Source organism: Streptomyces xylophagus (assembly GCF_000716435.1).
Taxonomy (GTDB): domain Bacteria; phylum Actinomycetota; class Actinomycetes; order Streptomycetales; family Streptomycetaceae; genus Streptomyces; species Streptomyces xylophagus.
This window is the reverse complement of the sequence record NZ_JNWO01000019.1, coordinates 19,273-38,542: the sequence shown is the minus strand read 5'-3', so window position 1 is coordinate 38,542 and position 19,270 is coordinate 19,273. Positions and strand designations below refer to the sequence as shown.

Genomic DNA, 19,270 nt, shown 5'->3' with positions numbered 1-19,270 from the left:
TCGGGTGCGGGCCCTAGCGGCTGCGGGGGTCGAGAGCGTCGCGGAGACCGTCGCCGAGCAGGTTGAACGCCAGGACGGTCACAAAGATGGCGAGGCCGGGCACGATCATGTACGCGGGGTCGACCTCGTAATAGGTGACCGCGTCCCGCAGCATGCCGCCCCAGGAAGCCTGCGGGGGCTGGATACCGACCCCGAGGAAGCTGAGGGACGCCTCGAAGAGGATGTTCGTCGGGATGAGCAGCGTCGAGTAGACGATGATCGGTCCGACCAGGTTGGGCAGCAGTTCCCGGAAGAGGATGTACGGCGCCTTGGCGCCCATCCCCCGGGAGGCGTCCACGAACTCCCGCTCGCGCAGTGCGAGGGTCTGACCGCGGACGATCCGGCCCAGGTAGGGCCAGTTGAAGAAGCCGATGACGAAGATCAGCACGCTCAGGTGCAGCGGCAGACCGTTGAGGCCGAAGGCACCGCCCTGCAGGGTCGCCGAGATCGCGATGGCGAAGAGCAGCAGGGGGAAGGCGAGGAAGGTGTCCATCAGACGGCTGATGATCGAGTCGACCCGGCCGCCGTAGTACCCCGCGATGACGCCCAAAATCGTGCCGATCACGTTCGACAGGATCGTGGCGCCGAAGGCGACCACCAGCGACACCCAGGAACCCTCGAGGATGCGGGTGGCGACGTCCCGGCCGAACTGCGGGTCCACACCGAGCGGGTGGTCCCAGCTCATGCCGCCCCAACCGCCCTTGGGCAGCGAGGTGTTGGCGTCGATCAGGTTCTGGTTGAAGGCATCGGGGTCCAGGCCGAACATCGACTGGATGGGGCGGGAGAGTGCCGCGACCAGGATCAGCAGGACGACGATGACACCGCCGGCGACGGCGACCCTGTCCTTCTTGAACCGGGTCCAGGCGATCTGTCCAAGGGAACGGCCCTCGATCTGCCCCTTCTCGGCGCCGGCCAGCACAGCCTCCGGCTGCGCCCCGGCTTCCGCCCCCGTGGTCTCGATCGGTGCGGTCACTGTGACCCGACCCCTCTCGCCGGTGGTTACCGGCTTACGCCTGCCGCGGATTAGCGGCTTTGTCGACTTGCAGTGGACACGGAGCCCTCGACCCTGTGTCTGAGTCGCGAGTCTTCAGCGTGGCTGCGATCACCCGCCAGGTCTGACGGCGAAAGTATGCGCAACCGTGATGCTTAACTAGGGATTCCGTTATCCGAACAGTGGGTAACGCCCCCCGGACGCCGGATACTTGGGACAGTACGGAGATTCGGCGTCTTTCGGGGCATCCCACCGCCGTCTACGCGCGAAGAAATGTGTCGTAGACGTAAATCCTGCGGAGAAGCTGGGAAGAGGACTCGCGGGCTCAGTATCCACCACGGACGGGTGGGTATCCGTACCCACCCGCCTGGGCGGGCGCCGCGTGCGCCTCACGGTCGTAGAACGGGCGGGCGTTCGCCCGCAGCCACAGCGCCACCGGGTCGTAGTCGTCGGACATCGCCACGGTCGACACCGGCAGCCCGTCCGGGACCACGCCGATGGACTGCTGCATCATTCCGCGCACCGAGTCCACAGCGGCCGGGCTGGTGTCGTAGACATCAAGACCGATCGCGAGATACGGCGCCCCGAGCGCGGGCTGCACCCAGGCGCGGCGCAGGGTGCGGACCGCCGGGGTGCGGTGGGCGTTCTGCGTCAGCACGGCGTAGAACTGCGGGACCTCGATGGCCGGTTCCGTCAGCCGCAGCGGTCCCGCGGGCTGGCGTTCCAGGCCGGTGGCGATCCGGCGCAGATCTAGCCACGGGATGCCGACGCCGCCGCCGGGGGCGTGCGGGTTGAGCCAGAGGCCGAAGTGGTCGGGGTAGAGGGTGCGGGCCACGTCCAGGCCGTCGACCACCTCGTACGAGCGGTTCCAGCCGCTGGCCGACAGCTCCTGGGCGGAGGTGACGCAGGGGGCGTAGCCGTAGCCCTCGACGTGCATGTTTCCGTACTGGGCGTCCGGGGAGCCGGACTGGCCGTGCCACAGGAGCATCCAGATCTGGCCGGAGTGGGGGGTCGCGAGGGCGCGGAGGAGTGCCTCGTAGGCGTCGTAGCGCCCGGGCGTCACCTGGCGCAGCATGTGCTCGACCTGGCCGGTCGCGGTGCCGCTGGCGCTCACGTGTCCGCTCCTTTTGGTAGGTGCCCTGCGTTGGGAAACAGCTTAAGCGCCCAATCGTCTGCGGCTTGGTGTGCGTTGGCGAGTGCGGGTGCGTTGTGGCTGGGTGCGCCCCGCGGCGGAGCCGCAAATCGACACAGCCCCGCGCCCCTAGGTTGGCTGCCCTTTGCGGGGTTTCTAGTGACCCTGTGTATAGAAAGGTCGTACCGTCTGGCGCATCCAGTCCGCTACCGGGTCCTGGGTTACGTCCAGGAGGACCAGGTTGACCGGCCATTTGATCTGGGTTGTGGTGAGGGCTCGGGACAGGGCGTCCATGGGGGCCGCCCTCAAGTCGCCGTCCCAGTTGGTGAGTTCTACGCCTACGAACATGACGGGGTCGGCGGTCTCGATGGCGGCCAGGCAGCGGCGGGCGGTGCCGACGACGCCCGTGCCGGCGAACTCGGCGGCGGCCGCGGCGAGGAAGTCGACCGGGTCGTCCTGCCAGTCGGGTTCGAAGAGGCGGACCCGGCCGCCGCTGGTGGGGCCGTCGAGGGCGCTGCGGCCGACGCGGCAGAGCTCGGCGACGGCGGGCGGGGGAAGGGGGACGCCGACCATGCCGTCCGGGTTCACCGCGATGCCGACCTGCGGGGGCAGCCCGCGGGCGAACTCCACCGCGGGCGCGATGGTGAACGACAGATGCGAGCCGACGACCCGGCGGAACTGCTCCTCCGAGCTGAAGACCGGGACGTAGGCCTGACCGTCGATCTCCAGTGTGGGCAGGTCCAGGGGGCCGCTCTGCGAGCCGCCGCCGCTGGGCAGCGGGATCCAGACGAAGCTGCGGCCGAGCACCTCGATGATCCGGCCGCTCGCCGAGGGCATGCCGAGGGACACCGAGAGCACCTCCTCCAGCTCGTTGCCGGGCCATCCGCCGTGCGGATGCGGGTGGGGGTACGCGTGTCCGGGGAAGTCCGCCGGGAAGTCCATCTACCTACCGCCTGCTGGTGATACCGCCTGCTGCAAACCTGCCGTGGCTCAAAAGGCTAGCGGCTCAGCCCGCGAAGTCGATCCGGCGCAGCACGTCCGCCGCGTCCCGGTCCAGCAGGACCGCCGAGCCGACACCCCGGGGCAGGTCTCCGCGCTCCACGGCACGCAGCAGCCGGGTGGCCGCCCGGCGGTGGCGCAGAAACGCGTACCGCGAGACTCCGCGCCCGCGTGCGCGCTGGCCGTCGAGCGCGGTGTCCGGGCTGACGTCGAGGAACACCAGGTGCAGCGAGCCGCCCCGACGGTGCGCCGCGCGGGCCAGCCAGCCGCGCACCCAGCTCTGGGTGCCGCAGTCGTGCACGACGGCTCCGGACGCGGAGCGCAGGGTGCGGTGCAGCCCGGCGTAGTGCGCGAGCCGGACCAAGGGGCGGTAGACCGCGTACGGAAAGGCAAGGAGGCCGGATGTGCGGGACATGCGGGCGTCCCAGCGGTCGCGGGTGTCCTGGCTGTCGACGCGGACGGCGTCGCCCGCGACCGCGCGCCGCATCAGCGTGGACTTGCCGCTGCCGGGCAGGCCGGTGACCACGACCAGGTCGCGGGGGCCGAAGAGGAGTCCGTGCGGGCTGTGGCCTGCGCGCTCGCGCGCGGGCTGTGGCCTGCGCGCTCGCGCAGGTCGCGGACTATCGGTACCGGGCGGGCCGGGCATGCCTCCCTGGCCGGGGCCGAGGGCTGCTTGGGCAGCGCTACGGCCGAGGTCGTGGCGTACACCGTGGTCCTTGTCACCGTGATCGTCCTCCCTGCGGGGTCAGGAAAGGTTCTCCCCACTGAACGTAAAGAGAAGGTAATGCACGGTGTCTCGCGGTTCCGTTCGCTTCCGGCCACAGGCCTGTTACAAAGCCTGTGCGATGATGTGCGCGCCAACTGCATACCGGCCGCTTGAATCCGCGCGGGAGAGTCCCCAGGCATCTGTTGCTGGGGCGCCGAAGGAGCAAGTCCCTCCCTTGAATCTCTCAGGCCCAGTTACCGCGCGGGCGAGGCACATCTGAAAAGCGGACCGCCATCGCCGGTGGTCCCACCCAAGGTGCAACCCATGTCCCGTGCGTGTCCCGCGCGGTCATGGCGAACCTCTCAGGTTCCGATGACAGATGGGGAGGAACGACCTCGCCGTCATGCCTTGGGAGACCGACCGATGAGCAGTACCGCCCCCCGTCGTACCGCGCTCGACGCGCTGCACCGCTCGCTCGGTGCGACGATGACCGACTTCGCCGGCTGGGACATGCCGCTGCGCTACGGCTCCGAGCGCGACGAGCACCTCGCCGTCCGCACGAAGGCCGGCCTCTTCGATCTCTCGCACATGGGCGAGATCACGGTCACGGGACCGGACGCGGCCCGTCTCCTCAACTACGCGCTCGTCGGCAACATCGCCTCCGTGGGCGTGGGCCGCGCCCGCTACACCATGATCTGCCGGGCCGACGGCGGCATCCTCGACGACCTCATCGTCTACCGCCTCGCGGAGACCGAGTACATGGTGGTCGCCAACGCGTCCAACGCCCAGATTGTCCTGGACTCGTTGGTGGAGCGGGCCGAGGGCTTCGACGCCGTCGTCCGCGACGACCGTGACGCGTACGCACTGCTCGCCGTGCAGGGCCCCGAGTCCCCCGGCATCCTCAAGTCCCTCACGGACGCCGACCTCGACGGACTGAAGTACTACGCCGGTCTGCCCGGCACGGTCGCGGGCGTCCCCGCGCTGATCGCGCGCACCGGCTACACCGGCGAGGACGGCTTCGAGCTGTTCGTCTCCCCCGCTGACGCGGAGAAGCTGTGGCTGGCCCTGACCGAGGCCGGAGCGCCGGTCGGCCTGATCCCGTGCGGCCTGTCCTGCCGGGACACCCTGCGCCTGGAGGCGGGCATGCCGCTGTACGGCCACGAGCTGTCGACCTCCCTCACCCCGTTCGACGCCGGGCTCGGCCGGGTCGTGAAGTTCGAGAAGGACGGCGACTTCGTCGGGCGCGGCGCCCTGGAGGCGGCCGCCGAGCGCGCCGCCTCGCAGCCCCCGCGCGTCCTGGTCGGGCTCGTCGCCGAGGGCCGCCGGGTCCCGCGCGCCGGGTACTCCGTCGTCGCCGACGGCCAGGTCATCGGCGAGATCACCTCCGGCGCGCCGTCCCCCACCCTGGGCAGGCCCATCGCCATGGCCTACGTCGACGCGGCGCACTCGGCGCCGGGCACGACCGGTGTCGGCGTGGATATCCGGGGCAGTCACGAGCCGTACGAGGTCGTGGCGCTGCCGTTCTACAAGCGCGAGAAGTGACAGTCGTCGTAGCGTCACGTCTGTGACCCGGGGCGGATCGCCCCTGCTTGCCGATGTCCTCCGTAGTCCCCCATTCATCAGCACTCCCCCGCGTACAGGAGAATTCAGGCCATGAGCAACCCCCAGCAGCTGCGCTACAGCAAGGAGCACGAGTGGCTGTCGGTCGCCGAGGACGGCGTCTCGACGGTCGGCATCACCGAGTTCGCGGCCAACGCGCTCGGCGATGTCGTCTACGCCCAGCTCCCCGAGGTGGGCTCCACGGTGACCGCGGGCGAGTCCTGCGGTGAGCTGGAGTCGACCAAGTCGGTGTCCGACCTGTACTCGCCGGTCGGCGGCGAGGTCACCGAGATCAACGAGGACGTGGTGAACGACCCGTCGCTGGTGAACTCGGCGCCCTTCGAGGGCGGTTGGCTGTTCAAGGTGCGCGTCGCGGAGGAGCCGGCCGACCTGCTCTCCGCCGACGAGTACACCGCGTTTTCCGCCGGCTGAGGAGTCGTACCACCGATGTCTGATCACCTGTCCGTCCTGAACACTCCCCTGCACGAGCTCGACCCGGACATCGCCGCCGCGGTCGACGCCGAGCTGCGCCGGCAGCAGTCCACGCTGGAGATGATCGCCTCGGAGAACTTCGCTCCGGTCGCGGTCATGGAGGCGCAGGGCTCGGTCCTCACCAACAAGTACGCCGAGGGCTACCCGGGCCGTCGTTACTACGGCGGCTGCGAGCACGTCGACGTGGCCGAGCAGATCGCGATCGACCGGGTCAAGGAGCTGTTCGGCGCCGAGTACGCCAATGTGCAGCCGCACTCGGGCGCCTCCGCCAACCAGGCCGCCCTGTTCGCGCTGGCCCAGCCGGGCGACACGATTCTCGGCCTGGACCTGGCGCACGGCGGCCACCTGACCCACGGGATGCGGCTGAACTTCTCCGGCAAGCAGTTCAATGTGGTCGCCTACCACGTGGACGCGCAGACCGGTCTGGTCGACATGGCCGAGCTCGAGAAGCTCGCCAAGGAGCACCGCCCGAAGGTCATCATCGCGGGCTGGTCGGCGTACCCGCGGCAGCTGGACTTCGCCGAGTTCCGCCGGATCGCGGACGAGGTCGAGGCCTATCTGTGGGTCGACATGGCGCACTTCGCGGGGCTCGTGGCCGCGGGTCTGCACCCGAACCCTGTGCCGTACGCGGACGTCGTCACGTCCACGACCCACAAGACGCTGGGCGGCCCGCGCGGCGGCATCATCCTGGCGAAGCAGTCCTTCGCGAAGAAGCTGAACTCCTCGGTCTTCCCCGGCTTCCAGGGCGGTCCGCTGGAGCATGTGATCGCCGCGAAGGCGGTCTCCTTCAAGGTCGCGGCGAGCGAGGACTTCAAGGAGCGTCAGCGGCGTACCGTGGAGGGGGCGCGGCTGCTGGCCGAGCGCCTCGTGCGGGACGACGTGAAGGCCGTAGGAGTCGACGTCCTGTCGGGTGGCACGGACGTGCACCTGGTCCTGGTCGACCTGCGGAACTCCGAACTGGACGGTCAGCAGGCCGAGGACCGGCTCCACGAGGTCGGCATCACGGTCAACCGCAACGCCGTCCCGAACGACCCGCGTCCCCCGATGGTCACCTCGGGCCTGCGCATCGGTACGCCGGCGCTGGCGACCCGCGGCTTCACGGCCGAGGACTTCGCCGAGGTCGCGGACGTCATCGCCGAGACGCTGAAGGCGCCCTCTCCCTTCGGGGAGGCCGACGCGGAGGGTCTGAAGGCCCGCGTGACCGCGCTGGCGGAGAAGTACCCGCTGTATCCCGGGCTGTAAGTCGGCCCACCGGGCGCCGCGCACGCCAGTAGGTGTGCGCGGTGTCCTACCCCTTGCACCACCCCGCACGTCTTGCGTTCTGAGGAGTCACCGTGGCCATCTCGGTCTTCGACCTGTTCTCGATCGGCATCGGCCCGTCCAGCTCCCACACGGTCGGCCCGATGCGGGCGGCCCGCATGTTCGCGCGCCGACTGCGCAACGACGAACTGCTGGACTCCGTCGCCTCGGTCCGCACCGAGCTGTACGGCTCCCTCGGCGCGACCGGCCACGGGCACGGCACGCCCAAGGCGGTGCTGCTGGGCCTGGAGGGCGAGTCGCCGCGCACGGTGGATGTGGAGGGGGCCGATGAACGGGTCGAGCAGATCAAGGCGGCGGGACGCATCCGTCTCCTCGGCGAGCACGAGATCCCGTTCTCCTTCGACAACGACCTGAAGCTGCACCGCCGAAAAGCCCTCCCGTACCACGCGAACGGCATGACGCTGTGGGCGTTCGACGCGGCGGGCGAGGAGCTGCTCTCCAAGACGTACTACTCGGTGGGCGGTGGTTTCGTCGTCGACGAGGAGGCGGTGGGCGCCGACCGCATCAAGCTGGACGACACGGTCCTCAAGTACCCGTTCCGCACCGGCGACGAGCTGCTGCGCCTCACGCAGGAGACCGGCCTGTCCATCTCCGCCCTGATGCTGGAGAACGAGCGCGCCTGGCGCACGGAGGAGGAGATCCGGACCGGCCTGCTGGAGATCTGGCGTGTGATGCAGGCGTGCGTGTCGCGGGGCATGTCGAGGGAGGGCATCCTGCCCGGCGGCCTCCGGGTCCGGCGCAGGGCGGCCATGTCGGCACGCCAACTCCGGGCGGAGGGCGACCCGTTGGCGCACGCGATGGAGTGGATCACGCTCTACGCGATGGCGGTGAACGAGGAGAACGCGGCGGGCGGCCGTGTGGTGACGGCCCCGACGAACGGCGCGGCCGGCATCATCCCGGCGGTCCTGCACTACTACATCAACTTCGTGCCCGGCGCCGACGAGGAGGGCGTGGTCCGCTTCATGCTCGCCGCCGGCGCGATCGGCATGCTCTTCAAGGAGAACGCCTCCATCTCCGGCGCCGAGGTCGGCTGCCAGGGCGAGGTCGGCTCGGCGTGCTCGATGGCGGCCGGCGCCTTGGCCGAGGTCCTCGGCGGCTCCCCCGAACAGGTCGAGAACGCGGCCGAGATCGGCATGGAACACAACCTCGGCCTCACCTGCGACCCCGTCGGCGGCCTCGTCCAGATCCCCTGCATCGAACGCAACGGCATGGCAGCGGTGAAGGCGGTGACCGCGGCGCGGATGGCCATGCGGGGGGACGGGTCGCACAAGGTGTCCCTCGACAAGGTCATCAAGACGATGAAGGAGACGGGGGCGGATATGAGCGTGAAGTACAAGGAGACGGCTCGGGGCGGGCTTGCGGTGAACATCATCGAGTGTTGAGGGGGGTGGGGCCTGATCAGCGCGTTCTTGTCTTTCGGCGCTGTCGGGGCCTTCCCTTCTTACGCGGCGGAAAATCCCCGGAATGTCCCTGGGACAGTACCTCGCGCGCGATGATCTGCCGCTCCAGCCCGACCTCGGCGGCTTCCAGCGTCGCAGCCGCGCGGGGCGCTTCCAACTCCCCCCCACAGCGATCACGTTCGGGTGAGTCAGGTGCCGCGCCGTTCGGTGACGAGCGTGCGCCAGCGTCGGCGGATGGTCTCTTCGTTCTCCAGCCACCGGACAGGGCGGGCGTCCGGTGTGAGTGGCCGGTTGTCCATGAAGCAGGCGATGTCGGCCAGGTAGGCGTGGTCGCCGTCGTTGGTGAGCCGGCGCAGTCGGTGGATGGCGGCGGCGAGGAGTTCCTCGTCGCTGCGGACGGCGTGGTGGAAGCAGACTGCGAGCTCGAGCAGGGGGAAGAGGGACGTCAGCCCGGCGGTCTCGATCTCGGTGCGCAGGGACCGGGCGCGTTCGTCGATGTCCGTGCTGCGGCCCGCGTCGCGGATGAGGACGGCGATGTGAAGGGTCAGGGTGGTGGCGTGGAGTGTGAGGTCGGTCAGGAGGTGGTGGGCGAGGGCGATGTCGCTGTCCGCGGTCGTGGGGTCCGCGAAGGCCAGTGCGAGTGCGCGGTGTGCCTGGGCGGTTGCGCGTTCTCCTGCGATACCGCGTTGGTCGGCGTCGTCGCGGGCATGTTCGTAGGCGTCGGCTGCTCGTGTGATGTCGCCTTGAGGCCAGTGGATGTCGCCGAGTACGCGGTTTTGCCGGCCGGCCCACCCCAGTGTCTCGGCAACGGTCAGGGCGGCAGGGAAGTCGCCGGCCAGGCGGGCGAGGTGGGCCAGGCCGCGGCGGGCGGCGGGGGCGAGGCGGCCTCCTCCGTCGGCCACCTGCTGCATCCCGGTTCGGGAGGCGGCCGACTCGCCGAGGTCACGGTGGGCCTTGGCCAGGTAGTAGAGGGCCATCTGGCCCAGTTCCTCCGGTAGCAGGCCGGCGTCGATGACGGCGGCGAGCCGGTGGGCCGTCGTGCGGCGGTGTTCGTGTTGTCGGCGGCCGAGCGTGTTGAGCAGTTCGGCCAGGGCGTCGGCCGGTGTCTGTGGATGTGCCTCGTCGCCGATGTCCCGCCGGGTGGGGGTGACGGGTTCCCACACGGAGTCGCTGACGTACTGCCAGGCTGCCTCGGTCAGCCAGCCCAGGTCGAGGTGGAACTCGGCCGCGAGGGTGAGACCTTGGCGCAGGCAGGCGATCAGCAGACGGCGGCCGGGACCGGTGTGCTCGGCCCACTGTCGGCCCACGGCGCTGTGGGCGCGTTCGGCCGCGTTTCGCCAGTCCCGGGGTGACCAGCGGTCGTCGGTGGTGTCTTCGGCGGTGCGCAGGGTCGAGCGGATGAGGGCGTGCAGGTGGTAGGGCCACAGGCCGGTGGGGGTGTGGCGGACGAAGGGCCGCTCGAGCAGGCGGAGTACCGGGGCGTCGCGGCTGATTCCGGCGCCGGCCGTGGCCAGGGGGATGTCGAAGGCGTCCAGGAGGCTGACCGAGCGCAGGACGTGGCGTTCGTCGGGGGTGAGGTCGGTGAGGGTGCGGGCGATCAGGGCCGGGAAGTCGACGTCGAAATCGGCCGGTCGCGGGGTGAGGCCGGTGCGGCGGATCTCGAGAAAGCGCATGGCGGCCAGGTCGAGGTACAGAGGCAGTCCGTGGGAGCGCTCGGCGATCACCCGTCGCAGCGTCGGGTCGATCAGTGGCCGGCCGTCGGTGGCGAGGCGGTGGGTGAGGTAATCCTGGCAGTCCTCGTCGCTGAAGTCCCCGATCAGGATCTGACGGCGACCGTCCGGGTCGGCTGCCGGATCGGCTGCGGCGGCGCGGGGCGCCGGCACACCGTGGCCTGCCAGCCCGGGCCAGGCTGCCGGGCCGGTCCAGTCGAGTTGGCCGTGCAGGGCCGGGTCGGCCCACTGCAGCCGGTTGCGTCCGGTGACGACGAAGAAGACGTTGGGCATGAGCCACACCACGTGCTGGAGCAGCCGCTCCAGGTCCCGGTGGGTGCGGTCCCCGATGTCCTCGAAGGTGTCCAGCAGCACCACCGGGGTGATCTGCTTGCGGGCCGGTAAGCGGGCCAGCTCCCAGGCGAGCAGGTGCGGGTAGTACGAGAGTGCCTCCAGGTCGGTGTCTGCTTCCAGGAGGTCGGCCAGCCGCGCGCAGCCGGCCAACGCGCTCACTGAGCGGCGGTGTTCGCGCAGCGCCCGCACCAGCGCGCCGGTGAGCTGCCCGACCGCGGATCCGAGCATCCCGGGCAGTGCCAGGCCTTGGGCGACTTCGCCGAGCGCCGCCTGCACCTGCTGCGGAAGAGCCTGGCCGAAGCGGGTCACCAGACCGTCACGGCGCAGGTACTCCTCCAACGGCTCGCCAGGGTGCTGGTGGTCCCAGTAGCGGCGCAGCGCGATGTCGAAGGCGGGCATGGGCCGGCCGACCGCGGCCGCGACGGCGAGCCGGATCGTGACGACGACGCGTTCGAAGTCGGTGTTCGCCGAGCGCGCCAGGTCGAGCCGGACAGGGACGATCCGCGGCCCGTGCCAGGCCGGTTCGCCCCATTGCGCCGGCCTGTGTTCGGCATGGGCCAGCGCGGCCTCCAGCCTCCGTGACAGCGTCGACTTGCCGATGCCGCCGACACCGTGGAAGACGAGCAGGTTGCGTCGCGGTGCCTCCAGGTCTGCGGCGTCGAAACCCGCGGCGGTCACGTGCTGCCGGTGGGCGTCCAGGGCGCTCACGAACATCCGCCACTGGCCCTCCCGGTTGGTGAACGCCTCGTCCGCTCCCACTTGGTGGTCGTTGGAGCCGAAGAGAGCCCTCAAGTCCCGACCTGTCACGCCCACCCCTGATGGTCGTCCGATCCCGCGTCTGTGACTGCCGGTCCGCGTGGCCGGCATCCCTTCCCCACGTGCCACGCGGCGGTCACCGCCTGCGGGGGGTGCCGCCCTGTCTGATCGGTCGGCTCTCGGCGGCGTGACCGTCGGCTCCCTGCGGGCGGTGCCCGTCGCCGAGGGGATCGCAGGCCGGTATCGGGACGTCGTAGACCAGTTCCCAACGCGTCTGCGGGAGAAGGAAGGTGGCGGTCTCGACCGGCCGGCCCGTGTCGGTCAGGTGGGTCCGGTCCAGCCTGATGATCAACGTGCGGCGGGTGATCCCGAGCCGCAGTGCCTCATGGTCGTCCGGGTGCCGGGCGTGCGTGCGGAGCTGGGCATGGCCGACCCGGACGCCGACCGAGGCCATCCGGCGAGCCACGCCGGTACCGGCCAGCGGCCCGTCCTCCGGCAGGAGAACGGGCGTGCGATGCGTGAGAGCCATCGGCTCCCACGATTCACCGAGGGCCAGAGGGCGGGCGTTGCCCAGATACTCGTAGCGGGTGCGGACGCACAGTGTGTCGATGTCGACCGACAGCCGCCGGGCGATCGGCTCCGGAGCCGGGACCTTGACGTCCGACCGGTATTCGATGGCCGGGACGAGCCCGGCCTGCCGGATCGCGTCCGGAATCGGCAGCAGCACGGGCAGCGCGATGCGCGCCTCCGGGGCGCGGACGAAGACGCCGACGCTCTTGCGCCCCTCCAGCAGGCCGGTGTCGATCAGCAGTTCCTGGCCGCGCTGGATCGCGGCCGGACTGGTCCGGTACTCGTGAGCCAGCTGGGCCCGCGGTGGCAGTCGCTCACCCGGGGACCATTCTCCTTCCGCTAGTCGCCTGCGCAGGTCTTCGGCGATGCGCTGATAGTCCGCAGTGGGCACTGCCTACTCCCGGAGAGGAACTGGCTACTCCTTGCAACCCTTGACACGCTAATCGGTTAACGGCACGCTAATCGATTAGCAATACGGTCAGTAATCAGTGCGGTGTGAGGGGGAGGAGTGGATGCGGTCCTGGCAGGGCGTGCCGCGGCACTTGCCGCCCGGCTCGCGGACCTCACGGGCGGCACCACCCGGATCCAGGAGATCAACCAGGGCGCGCTTGTCCTGTGCACCATCGACCCGATCGGCTCCGAGGACGCCTGGGTCGACGTGCAGAACGCACTCGACGACGCCGACGCCTGGAGCGTGCAAGGCCGCGGCCCCGGCCCCGAACCCCGACTGCTGCGCGCCGAGCTCCGCTCGAAGGATCCCGACACCGGATGACTTCCGCACTTCTGCGATCACCCTCTCCAGTCCTCGACGCCCCCATGCCCGTCGGGCCGCGGAGTCGAGTCCGCGTCACGCAGGGGCGCCCACAGCGCGGGACGCCGATTGACGCGGCCACGTGACGGTGAACAACGGTTCGCCCCTGCCGTACTGCCCGAAGAGCGACACCGCGACCTGCTGATCACCACGATCTTGCCGACCGTCACCAAGAAGGCCACGCCCCAGACTTCCCCGGTCGCGGTCTTCGTGGCGGGCCAGCCCGGCGTCGGCAAATCCACCTTCGCGAACCTGGTGCACCACGCGCTGGCCCACCGCGGAGGCGCCGTGCGCATCGCCGGCGACGACTACAAACGGGCCCACCCCTGTTATCCGGCGCTCCTGGCTGTCGACGACCTCAGCGCCGGAATGCGTACGCGCCCGGACACCCGCCGCTGGCAGGCCGAGGTGGAGGACTACACCCGCCGTCACCGGCTGGACGCCGTCATCGAGACGGCTCTGGCCGACCCGCAGGAGGCCCGCACCACCGTGGGCGCTTACCGACACGCCGGCCACCGGGTCGAACTGGCCGTGCTCGCAGTTCCGCAGGCCCTCAGCGGCCTGGCCGTACTGCGCCGCTACCTCCAGCAGGTGCGGGCCACCGGGACCGGCCGCTATGTGTCGGCGCACCACCACGACCACTGCTCCCGAGCACTCCCCGAAGTCCTGCGCATCATCGAAGCCGAGCGACTGGCGAACCTGGTGACAGTGATCGGCGCCAACGGCGTTCGGTACCTGAACCGGCTGGCGCCGAACGGACGTTGGTCACGCCGGCCGAGCGCTGCTCAGGCGGTGGACGCCGAGCGGACACGGCCATGGACCGTCACCGAAGCCGACCGCTTCCACGACACCGCCTCGCGCGTCCGGCACATGGCGCGCACCACCCCTGGGCCGGCCCGCCGGACGGCCGTTGCCGAGGACATCCGCCACAGCCTCCGATGGGCCGCACCACTGCTCCCCCGGGACCGCGCAGATCCGGCCGCTCCCCGAGGGGGCGGCTAGCGCCAGCTGTCACCCGCGGAACACCAACGCATTTTCACCGACCTGATCGTTCCGAGCCATCTCGGCGACCCCGAACCCCGACGCCACCCGGTGGCGGTCTACGTGGTGGGGCAGCCCGGCGCCGGGAAGACAGCGGCCTCCGTCCTGGTACTACGTGCCATGCGTCCAGGTGCGGTCCTCGTGTCCGGCGAGGACTTCCGCGCGTTCCACCCCGAGTACGCCAGGTTGCTCGCCGAGCGTCCGCGTACGGCGGGAGCTGTGCTGCGAGCCGACTACCGGGCCTGGCAGAACGCGGCAGAGGAATGGCTCCGAAACCGGAGGGCCGATGTGGTGGTGGAGGCGGCGCCGGCCACCGGTACGGACCTGCTGGCTTCGGCCTCCCGGTTCCAGGCCGCGGGCTACCGCGTCGAGATGCTGGTCCTGGCGGTACGTGCGGCCGACAGTCGTCAGGGCACCGCGCACCGGTTCGCCCTCGGCCTGGAACAAGGCCTGCCCTCCCGTTTCACCACTCTCCACGGGCACGACCGGTGCTACCGAGCGCTCGCCGCACTCGCACCGGCCCTCGACCGCCATCCGGCAGTACGCACCGTCACGGTGACCGACCGGGACGTTCGCGCGCTGCGGAACCGGCAAGGTGGTCCCGCGGCCATGCTGGAAAGGGAGCGGCAGCGCCCCTACACGCACACCGAAGCAGCCCGGTTCGCAGCCGTGCAGCGCCGGCTGTGGGCATCGCTACCGCAACACCGCCCGGAACTCTCGGACATCGCCGCCTTGGCAGCGCCCCTGCTACCACCGGACTTCCCGCTTCGTGGGCTGATAAATGCTCGGGGTATCGAGGAGGCCGTTCGGGCGCGGCCGGCTTGAATGAGGCTGGTCGACGACCGAATGGCCACCGGCCAACGGCAGGACCACCAGCCATGTCGTCCCGGCGGGCAGCGCGGACTTCCGCCCCGCGGCCGCCGTCGTCGCGGCCAAGTCGCAGGCCATGGTGTACACCGGCGCATCGCCGCACCCGGCCGCCCTGTGCGCCCGCGCGCTGGAACAGGCGGGCTTCACAGGCACGCGCACTGCGGCGGAACCCGCCCTGCAGAGCGAGTTCCTCACGCAGGCGGGCACGGCGGTCGAGGGCCGGCTGTTCGGCACGACCTACGTGGACTCGGCCGAACTGCCCGCAGCGGCGCGCTTCGTGGCGTCGTACAGGAAACGCTTCGGGGGACGCAGCGTCGAGCTCTTCGCGGTGGAGGCCTACGACGCGCTGCTCTTCATCGCCCGGAGCCTGCGCGAACCGGGCACGGGCGCGGTCGAGCGGGGCGCCGTGGTGCACAGGCTCCGTGCGTCCACGTACAAGGGACTGGCCAAGACCATCGCGTATCCCCTGTGTGCCGGACACTCAGCGCCAGCCGAGCTCCGGTGCCACCTGGGTCAGGATGCTCTCCAGTACGTGGGCGTTGTAGTCGACCCCGAGCTGGTTCGGGACGGTGAGCAGGACGGTGTCCGCGGCCTGGATGGCCTCGTCCTCCCGGAGTTGCTTCACCAGCACGTCCGGCTCGGCGGCGTACGAGCGTCCGAAGATCGCCCTGGTCGTGTCGTCGATCATGCCGATCTGGTCGCGCGAGTCGCGGTCGCGGCCGAAGTAGGCCCGGTCCACGTCGTCGGTCAGGGCGAAGATACTGCGGCTGACGGACACCCTCGGCTCGCGCGTGTGGCCCGCCTCCTTGTACGCCTCGCGGTACGCCTCGATCTGCTTGCGCTGCTGGACGTGCAGCGGCTCGCCCGTCTCGTCGTCCTTCAGGGTGGAACTCTGCAGGTTCATCCCCAGCTGCGCGGCCCAGACGGCGGTCGCGTTCGAGCTGGAGCCCCACCAGATCCGTTCACGCAGCCCCTCGGAGTACGGCTCGACGCGCAGCAGCCCCGGCGGGTTGGGGAACATCGGCCGCGGGTTCGGCTGTGCGAAGCCGTCGCCCTCGATCACCTTCAGGAAAGCCTCGGCGTGCTGGCGGGCCATGTCCGCGCCGGTCTCGCCCTCCGCGGGGGCGTAGCCGAAGTAGCGCCACCCGTCGATCACCTGCTCCGGTGAGCCCCGGCTGATGCCGAGCTGCAGTCGGCCGCCGGAGATGAGGTCGGCCGCGCCCGCGTTCTCGGCCATGTACAGCGGGTTCTCGTAGCGCATGTCGATCACGCCGGTGCCGATCTCGATCTTCGAGGTCCTCGCGCCGATGGCCGAGAGCAGCGGGAACGGGCTGCCCGCCTGCTGCGCGAAGTGGTGCACGCGGAAGTACGCGCCGTCCACGCCCAGTTCCTCGGCCGCGACCGCCAGGTCGATGGACTGGTGCAGGAAGTCGGCGGCGGACCGGGTCTTGGAATGCGGACTCGGCGACCAGTGACCGAACGAAAGGAAACCTATCTTCTTCACGCAGGCCAGAGCGTCCGGCGACCCCGTTTGATTCCCCGCGCCGGCCCACCGTGACCAGGCCACCGGCCGGTGCGGCCATCGGCGTCCTCGGTCCGGTTCGGCGCGACAACGCCGAGCGGTCGGCACAGCATGGAAGGAGGCGGGATCATCCTCGGCCGCATGTCGGCGGAAGTGAGGAACCATGATCATGCGTACGCCATGAGTGAGGAGGAGGAGCGGCTGCTGGCCGGCCGGTATCTCCTCGTCGAGCGGCTCGGCCGCGGTGGGATGGGGACCGTGTGGCGGGCCCGGGATCAGGTGCTCGGCCGCGAGGTGGCGGTGAAGGAGCTGACGGTCGGCGGCCTGCCGCGCGAAGAGCTCGCGGTGCTGCACACCCGCATGGAACAGGAGGCCCGGGCCGCGGCGCGGGTCAAGCACCCGGGGGTCGTCACCGTATTCGACGTGCTGGAGGAGGACGGCCGGCCGTGGATCGTGATGGAGCTGATCGACGGACAGTCGCTGGCCGACGTCCTCGCCACCGAGGGAACGCTGCTGCCGCGGGACGCCGCCCGGCTCGGCGCACAGTTGCTGTCGGCGCTCGACCGGGCGCATCAACTGGGCGTTCTCCACCGGGATGTGAAGCCCGCCAACGTACTGCTCGAGCGGGGCGGCCGGGTGGTGCTCACGGACTTCGGCATCGCCGTCATGGAGGGCTCCAGCGGTCTGACGCGCACCGGCGACGTCGTCGGGTCGCCGGACTATCTCGCCCCGGAGCGCGCCATGGGCCACCGTCCGGGCCCGGAGTCCGATCTGTGGTCGCTCGGTGTGACGCTGTACGCCGCGGTGGAGGGAGAGTCTCCGTTCCATCGCACTACGACGATGAGCACCTTGCAGGCGGTGATCGCCGAGGAGCTTCCCGAACCCCGGCACGCGGGACCGCTCGCTCCTGTCATCGAAGCGCTGCTGCGCAAGGACCCGACCGAACGGCCCACCGCCGAGCAGGCCCAGCGCATGCTGAACCAGGTGGCAGCCGGGCAGCCGGTGGACGCGGCGGCGGCCGGGGCAGCGGAGCATCCGGCCACGCAGGTGGTGGCGCCGGCGGAAGGCACCGACGAGGAGCGTTTCCCCCAGGCACCCACCCGCGCGACACCTCCCACGCCGATGCCGTCGCAGGGGTCGGTCGACCGACCCGAGTCCGGTCCGGCGGCGTACGACCGACAGCGGGAGCCCAAGCGGGGGCGACGCAAGTCGCTGCTGATCGCCGGGGCCGCACTCGCGGTGGCTCTGGCGGGAGGCGGCGCAGCGGCCGTGGTGCTGAGCGGCAATACCCATGACAGCTCGCAGTCCGCGCCCACCGCCTCCCGGAGCACGGCCCCGACGGCCGCGCAGACCCCTCCCAGTGCGGCCGCCAGGACGGCGGTGCCGGTGCGGACGGTGACCAGCACTCCGACTGTGACCAGCACTCCGACGGTGGCAGGCACCCCGACGTCGGCAGGCACTCCGACGGTGACCAGCACCCCGACGGTGACGAAAGCGCCGCCGGTCACGGTGACGGCCACGGTCGCCCCGCCGGCGGGCACCGTGCCAAGGGGCCCCGCCACCTCCTGCGGTTACACCAGCAGCCGCCCGACGATCGAGAACGGCTCGTCCGGCGCGGCCGTCCAGCAGGCGCAGTGCTATCTGAACCTTTCGATGACAGGAAGCACGATTCCCGAGGACGGCGACTTCGGGCCCGTCACCGAGGCGGCGACGAGGCGGTTCCAGGCCTGCGCGAACATCACGGTGGACGGGCTCATCGGCCCGGAGACATGGTCCTACCTCACCTACTGGGCCGGTTCACCGAACTACCTGTGCTGAGTCCGATGCCGGTCCGGCGTCCGTGCGGGGCAGGTCGAGGGCGTCGTCGAGCCGACTGACCGGGTAACGATGAACAGGCGGAAGACCAGGCAACAAACCGGGCCACACCGTGTTGATGACATGCGCGCTCGGTGTGAACAGCGGCCGGGGCAGGGTGGGCAGGTCGGTGATCTCGTGCCACTCCCAGCGGTGGATCAACTGCGGTTCGGTGACGGTGGGTTGGCCGGTGTGGGCGGTGACGTGGACGGCGGCCGTCAGCCGGGGCATGCCGTGGGTGGAGTCCATCAGGAAGGCCACCAGGCGGGCGTCGGCGGGGTCGGCCCGCAGGCTTGTCTCCTCCTCCAACTCCCGTACAGCCGCCTCCAGAAAGCCTTCGCCTACGTCGTTCTTGCCGCCGGGCAACTCCCAGACCCCGCGCACCGACCAGCCCAGCAGGATCCGCCCCGCCGGGTCGGTGACGACGACACCGGCACCGGTGAGGGCGTGCGGCGAGGGGCGCCCCTTGTCCGCGCAGTCGACGGGGGCCGAGGCGGGGGCGGGGTCACGCAGGACCACGAACGCGAGGCCGTCCGCGTCATGGCGCTCGGCGGACACCCAGCCCGCGCGCAGCAGCACCCCGATCTCCTCGTCGTCGAGGGCGGTGGGTCGTTTGCCGTCCGGTACGTCCTCCGCGACAGGCGTGATGACGCAGAGGGTGCCGCCCGGTCGCAACCGCTCGCGCAGACGGTTCAGTACGCGGGTGCGGTCGTGGACGAAGGCCCAGCTGAGGCGGAAGGTGATCAGGTCGTAGGCGGGGTGGGGCAGGGCGTCGAGGCTGTCGCGTTCGATGTCGAGCAGGTGGTAGGTCACCGCCGGGGTGGTGGGGTGCCGGGGTCGGGTTGCGGCGCGGGCGAGGGCGGCCGGGGCGAAGTCGACCGCGTCGACCTCATAGCCCAACTCGGCCAGATGGCGGGCGAGTTCACCCAGCCCGCAGCCGACGTCCAGGGCGTGTCCGCCGCCGTCGGGGGCCGGCGCGTGCTCGGCGAGCAGGGCGCGCTCGGCGTCACTGAGGGGGCTGAAGGTGTTGCCGTCGGTGTAGTGCGCGTTCCATGCGTCGGGGTTGGTGTGTGCCACTCGGGCTCCTGGTGTGCGTGGTGGGGGT

The 19,270-nt window shown here is 70.6% G+C and carries 16 protein-coding genes, 2 pseudogenes and 2 riboswitches; of the genes and pseudogenes, 10 read left to right on the top strand and 8 right to left on the bottom strand.

Translation table 11 applies throughout. The features are described from left to right. Nucleotides 1-13: 13 nt before the first annotated feature. The 4 genes and pseudogenes from OO70_RS34435 to OO70_RS34420 all read right to left on the bottom strand — a co-directional run bounded on the left by OO70_RS34435 (nt 14) and on the right by OO70_RS34420 (nt 3,884). A complete protein-coding gene (locus tag OO70_RS34435; RefSeq protein WP_043680131.1) occupies nt 14-1,012 on the bottom strand; it encodes an ABC transporter permease in 999 nt (332 codons plus the stop codon). Between the two features lie 343 nt (nt 1,013-1,355). Then, entirely contained in the window at nt 1,356-2,144 is a 789-nt protein-coding gene (locus OO70_RS34430) for an enhanced serine sensitivity protein SseB C-terminal domain-containing protein (RefSeq protein ID WP_043680128.1), read from the bottom strand. Nucleotides 2,145-2,318: 174 nt separating this feature from the next. After that, nucleotides 2,319-3,104 (bottom strand): enhanced serine sensitivity protein SseB, encoded by a 786-nt coding sequence (locus OO70_RS34425; protein WP_043680126.1) that lies wholly within the window; start codon nt 3,102-3,104, stop codon nt 2,319-2,321. A gap of 64 nt (nt 3,105-3,168) precedes the next feature. Beyond that, a pseudogene (locus OO70_RS34420) lies at nt 3,169-3,884 on the bottom strand (AAA family ATPase). 154 nt (nt 3,885-4,038) lie between these two features. Beyond that, nucleotides 4,039-4,137, top strand: a riboswitch (glycine riboswitch). Further along, nucleotides 4,138-4,256, top strand: a riboswitch (glycine riboswitch). It begins immediately after the preceding riboswitch. 34 nt (nt 4,257-4,290) lie between these two features. On the opposite strand from OO70_RS34420, the gene gcvT reads away from it, so the two are divergent. The 5 genes from gcvT (at nt 4,291) to OO70_RS56695 (ending at nt 8,865) form a co-directional block, all read left to right on the top strand. Beyond that, nucleotides 4,291-5,409 carry a glycine cleavage system aminomethyltransferase GcvT gene (gcvT, locus tag OO70_RS34415; RefSeq protein WP_043680123.1) on the top strand — a complete coding sequence of 373 codons (1,119 nt, stop codon included), beginning with the start codon at nt 4,291-4,293 and terminating at the stop codon, nt 5,407-5,409. A 111-nt stretch (nt 5,410-5,520) separates the two neighbouring features. Beyond that, on the top strand, nt 5,521-5,898 hold the full coding sequence (gene gcvH, locus OO70_RS34410) for a glycine cleavage system protein GcvH (RefSeq protein WP_043680120.1): 378 nt from the start codon (nt 5,521-5,523) through the stop codon (nt 5,896-5,898). Between the two features lie 27 nt (nt 5,899-5,925). Then, nucleotides 5,926-7,200 carry a serine hydroxymethyltransferase gene (gene glyA, locus OO70_RS34405; RefSeq protein ID WP_043680656.1) on the top strand — a complete coding sequence of 425 codons (1,275 nt, stop codon included), beginning with the start codon at nt 5,926-5,928 and terminating at the stop codon, nt 7,198-7,200. Between the two features lie 92 nt (nt 7,201-7,292). Then, entirely contained in the window at nt 7,293-8,660 is a 1,368-nt protein-coding gene (locus OO70_RS34400) for an L-serine ammonia-lyase (protein WP_043680117.1), read from the top strand. A gap of 82 nt (nt 8,661-8,742) precedes the next feature. Continuing rightward, a complete protein-coding gene (locus tag OO70_RS56695; RefSeq protein WP_267881245.1) occupies nt 8,743-8,865 on the top strand; it encodes a hypothetical protein in 123 nt (40 codons plus the stop codon). Nucleotide 8,866: 1 nt separating this feature from the next. Here OO70_RS56695 and OO70_RS34395 read toward each other — a convergent pair whose 3' ends face one another. Together OO70_RS34395 and OO70_RS34390 are read right to left on the bottom strand one after the other, a co-directional pair. Continuing rightward, nucleotides 8,867-11,548, bottom strand: a complete 2,682-nt coding sequence (locus tag OO70_RS34395) for a YfgM family protein (protein WP_043680654.1) — start codon at nt 11,546-11,548, stop codon at nt 8,867-8,869. Between the two features lie 85 nt (nt 11,549-11,633). Continuing rightward, on the bottom strand, nt 11,634-12,458 hold the full coding sequence (locus OO70_RS34390) for a GntR family transcriptional regulator (RefSeq protein ID WP_051741913.1): 825 nt from the start codon (nt 12,456-12,458) through the stop codon (nt 11,634-11,636). Between the two features lie 117 nt (nt 12,459-12,575). Here OO70_RS34390 and OO70_RS34385 point away from each other — a divergent pair, with 117 nt between their 5' ends. From OO70_RS34385 to OO70_RS57120, 4 genes and pseudogenes are all read left to right on the top strand, one after another. Continuing rightward, nucleotides 12,576-12,839 (top strand): hypothetical protein, encoded by a 264-nt coding sequence (locus OO70_RS34385; protein ID WP_043680114.1) that lies wholly within the window; start codon nt 12,576-12,578, stop codon nt 12,837-12,839. Nucleotides 12,840-12,947: 108 nt separating this feature from the next. Next, nucleotides 12,948-13,880 (top strand): zeta toxin family protein, encoded by a 933-nt coding sequence (locus tag OO70_RS51415; RefSeq protein ID WP_051741911.1) that lies wholly within the window; start codon nt 12,948-12,950, stop codon nt 13,878-13,880. A gap of 6 nt (nt 13,881-13,886) precedes the next feature. Beyond that, nucleotides 13,887-14,744 (top strand): zeta toxin family protein, encoded by an 858-nt coding sequence (locus OO70_RS51410; protein ID WP_078651673.1) that lies wholly within the window; start codon nt 13,887-13,889, stop codon nt 14,742-14,744. Between the two features lie 64 nt (nt 14,745-14,808). Next, a pseudogene (locus tag OO70_RS57120) lies at nt 14,809-15,243 on the top strand (ABC transporter substrate-binding protein); the annotation flags it as partial. 27 nt (nt 15,244-15,270) lie between these two features. On the opposite strand, the gene OO70_RS34375 reads toward OO70_RS57120, so the two are convergent. Then, complete coding sequence (locus tag OO70_RS34375) at nt 15,271-16,293, bottom strand: LLM class flavin-dependent oxidoreductase (protein WP_043680111.1); 1,023 nt, start codon at nt 16,291-16,293, stop codon at nt 15,271-15,273. 198 nt (nt 16,294-16,491) lie between these two features. Here OO70_RS34375 and OO70_RS34370 point away from each other — a divergent pair, with 198 nt between their 5' ends. Beyond that, the gene (locus tag OO70_RS34370) at nt 16,492-18,129 is read left to right on the top strand and encodes a serine/threonine-protein kinase (protein WP_051741907.1); all 1,638 of its coding nucleotides are present in this window, start codon (nt 16,492-16,494) and stop codon (nt 18,127-18,129) included. Here OO70_RS34370 and OO70_RS34365 read toward each other — a convergent pair. Next, complete coding sequence (locus tag OO70_RS34365) at nt 18,109-19,242, bottom strand: bifunctional class I SAM-dependent methyltransferase/NUDIX hydrolase (protein WP_051741906.1); 1,134 nt, start codon at nt 19,240-19,242, stop codon at nt 18,109-18,111. The two genes, OO70_RS34370 and OO70_RS34365, sit on opposite strands and share 21 nt — an antisense overlap. Nucleotides 19,243-19,270: the final 28 nt, after the last annotated feature.

Excerpts from the sequence above, each read along its gene's own strand:
- gcvH (WP_043680120.1), top strand. The coding sequence starts at position 5,521 with ATGAGCAACCCCCAGCAGCTGCGCTACAGCAAGGAGCACGAGTGGCTG.
- OO70_RS34370 (WP_051741907.1), top strand. The coding sequence starts at position 16,492 with ATGAGTGAGGAGGAGGAGCGGCTGCTGGCCGGCCGGTATCTCCTCGTC.
- gcvT (WP_043680123.1), top strand. The coding sequence starts at position 4,291 with ATGAGCAGTACCGCCCCCCGTCGTACCGCGCTCGACGCGCTGCACCGC.
- OO70_RS34425 (WP_043680126.1), bottom strand. The coding sequence starts at position 3,104 with ATGGACTTCCCGGCGGACTTCCCCGGACACGCGTACCCCCACCCGCAT.
- OO70_RS56695 (WP_267881245.1), top strand. The coding sequence starts at position 8,743 with ATGTCCCTGGGACAGTACCTCGCGCGCGATGATCTGCCGCTCCAGCCC.